Annotated in this window: 1 protein-coding gene and 1 pseudogene; one reads left to right on the top strand and one right to left on the bottom strand. The window is 69.6% G+C overall.

Annotated features, from left to right (window positions below; translation table 11 throughout):
- Nucleotides 1-75: 75 nt before the first annotated feature.
- Nucleotides 76-1851 (bottom strand): prolyl oligopeptidase family serine peptidase, encoded by a 1776-nt coding sequence (locus LHA35_RS28075; protein ID WP_226614787.1) that lies wholly within the window; start codon nt 1849-1851, stop codon nt 76-78.
- Nucleotides 1852-2092: 241 nt separating this feature from the next.
- Here LHA35_RS28075 and LHA35_RS28070 point away from each other — a divergent pair.
- Nucleotides 2093-2351 (top strand): annotated as a pseudogene (locus LHA35_RS28070) (transposase); the annotation flags it as partial.
- Between the last annotated feature and the right edge of the window lie 279 nt (nt 2352-2630).

Genomic DNA, 2630 nt, shown 5'->3' with positions numbered 1-2630 from the left:
AGAACGGGTGGGCGCTCGCCTGCATGGCCCCGCCGGTCGGGCTACGCCCTCCCGACGGCGCCATGCAGGCGTTTCTCATCCAGATCGCCGCGCGTTCTCACCCTGATCGCCGCGCAGCAAGCGGCGCATGTCGATCAGCGGGATGGTGCAGAAGAGAGCGCCGAAGCGCTCGGGGTAGCGGGTCAGCATATTGGCAATGAGCAGCCCGCCATTGGAGCCGCCCTCGGCCGCGATCCGCCCCGGCCGGGTGACACCGCGCTGCACCAGGTCGGCGGCGACGGCCGCGAAGTCGTCATGCGAGAGGCGCTTGCCCTCCCGCCGCCCGGCCTCATGCCAGCGCGTGCCGAATTCGCCGCCGCCACGGATATTGGCGACGACCGTGGTGCCGCCCCGCTCCAGCCAGAGCTTGCCAATCACGCCCTGGTAGTAGGGCAGGCGCGAGACACGGAAGCCGCCATAGCCGGAGAGGTGCACAGGCGCCTCGCCGTCCGCCTGCCCCGCCGGGCCGGTCTGCAGATAGGGGATGCGCTCGCCATCCACCGAGATCGCTTCGTGCCGCGTCACGATCAGGCCGGCGGCGTCGTAGGTGGGGGAGGAGCGCCGCAGCAGCGTCGGGACGGCGAGGTCCGTGCTGGTCAGCAGCAGGCTGGCGGGGGTGATCGGGTCCTCGACCTGAGCGAGAAGCGTGCCATCAGCCTCCTCCGGCTCAGCGTCCAGCGGCCAGAGATGCGCGACGCCGGTACGAGGCAGGCCCTGCAACTCCGCCCCACTCCATGCCCCCTCGCAGGGCGTGAGGAGAGTGAAGACCGGCCGCAGCTCATCCAGCACTGAGACCACCAGCCGCCCATTGCACCAGAAGAAGCCCTGCAGGGCCCGGCGCTCGCCGGGGGTGAAGAGCACCTGGAAGCGCCGGTCGCCGGCCAGGAACGCATCGAGGCCGATGCCGAGCAGGGTGTCGGGTGCGTGGGTGATGCCATCCAGCGTCCAAGGGCTGCGTGGCCGGACCGCCAGCCAGCCGCGCTGCCACTCGAACTCCGCATCGCTCGGCAGGTCGATGCGCTGCTTGGGGCCGGTGCGGTCGCCGATATGAACGGCGTGGTCGTAGAAGCCGATCTGGTCGACGAAGACCAACCGCCCTGACGTCTCACAATCGACGCTGCCCCCGGCCGCCATGTGCTCCGCCGCGCACTCGAACAGTACCGGCGCCGCAGCGGGATCGGTGCCGCGGATCCAGAGCCGCACCGTGCGGGCGTAGCCGGAGCGCGTCTCCATGCCCTCCCCGAATGCCGAGGAGAGCAGCAGCGTGTCCCGGTCCAACCAATCAATGCTGCCTTTGGCCTCGGGCAACACGAAGCCATCCGTCACGAACTGCCGGGTGGTCGGGTCGAACTCCCGCAGCACTACCGCGTCGCCACCGCCGCGGGACAGGTGAAGGATCGCCCGGTCATGCGTGCCCGGCAGCGTACTGGCGCGCTGCCAGACCCAGTCCTCGCCCTCCGCCCGCGCCAGGGCATCGAGATCAAGCAGCACCTCCCAGTCCGGCGCCGGGCTGCGATAGGAGGCAAGGGTGGTTCGCCGCCAGACGCCGCGCGGCTGCGCCGCATCCTGCCAGAAGTTGTAGAGGAAGGACCCACGGCGGGTGACGAAGGGCAGCTTGTCCGGCCGGTCGAGCGCGGCCTTCACCGCGTCCCGGTCGGCAGCGAAGCGGCTATCGGCGAGGCGCGCCAGGGTGGCGGCATTCTGCGCCTCGATCCAGGCCAGGGCGCGCTCGCCCTCCACCTTTTCCAGCCACAGCCAGGGGTCATCGTCAGGTGCAGCCAGGGTCGGGCGCGGATCGGCGGAGCTGGACATGAGCCGATTCTACAAGGCCGGCCACCTCCTGGCGACGCGGACGCTGCCAGCACTCCCCGGCCACCAGGGCTGGTGAGCTCCATTGCGGTCCTGTGGGTTGAAAAATTGCTTGCATTAGCCGCCATGGCGCGCTATTGACTCCGCGTTCGGCCCGTCCTGCGTCTTCTTCGATAGTGGCGTACGGGCTGAGCCCTCCAAAGGCGACCGCTTCCGGCGGCCGCCTTTTTTCATGCCCGGCGGGGGACAGGCGGAGAACCTGCTGAAATTGCACAAGGCCCAGCTTGCCTCCGACCGTACCTCTTGTCGTTCGCCGCTGGCCAACTAGGTCCGCCTCGTCCTGCACACCGCCGCCTACTGGCTGCTACTGACCCTGCGCGACCGCATCCCCGGGCCGGGTCATCGAGACCGCCAGCCGGGTCCGCATCGCCCTCGCCGCAGCCTGCCCGCATGCGGTGCTCTTTCGCGGCCTCGCTCGCAGCTTTCATCCGGCCGGACCGTGACCGACGGGGCCAATGCCCCACCGAGCCCATCGTCTCGCAACCTCCAACGCCGCATGCCCCGAGCCCAACATCACCGCCGAAGGCGGATGCGGGCGTATGCCCGCCGCTCAGATCAGCCCGCAGACGCCCCTGCCATTGCTGCCCGGCGAATAGGATAGGCTAGACCCGAGTAGCCCTGGCTGGAATCGGCTTGTGATTGGCTGCGGCGCGAGGTGGTGTGATTCGTAGGTGTCCAGCTTGGGCTGGAGGCTTCGATGGCGTGGCGTCGTGGGCAGGCCT

It is taken from the genome of Roseicella aerolata, from assembly GCF_020523605.1.
GTDB lineage: Bacteria > Pseudomonadota > Alphaproteobacteria > Acetobacterales > Acetobacteraceae > Paracraurococcus > Paracraurococcus aerolatus.
Note: the sequence above shows the minus strand (reverse complement) of the source record. Positions and strands in the feature narration are given on the sequence as shown.

Bases quoted from the DNA above. Each gene is read 5' to 3' on its own strand.
- LHA35_RS28075 (WP_226614787.1), bottom strand. From the start codon at position 1,851: ATGTCCAGCTCCGCCGATCCGCGCCCGACCCTGGCTGCACCTGACGAT.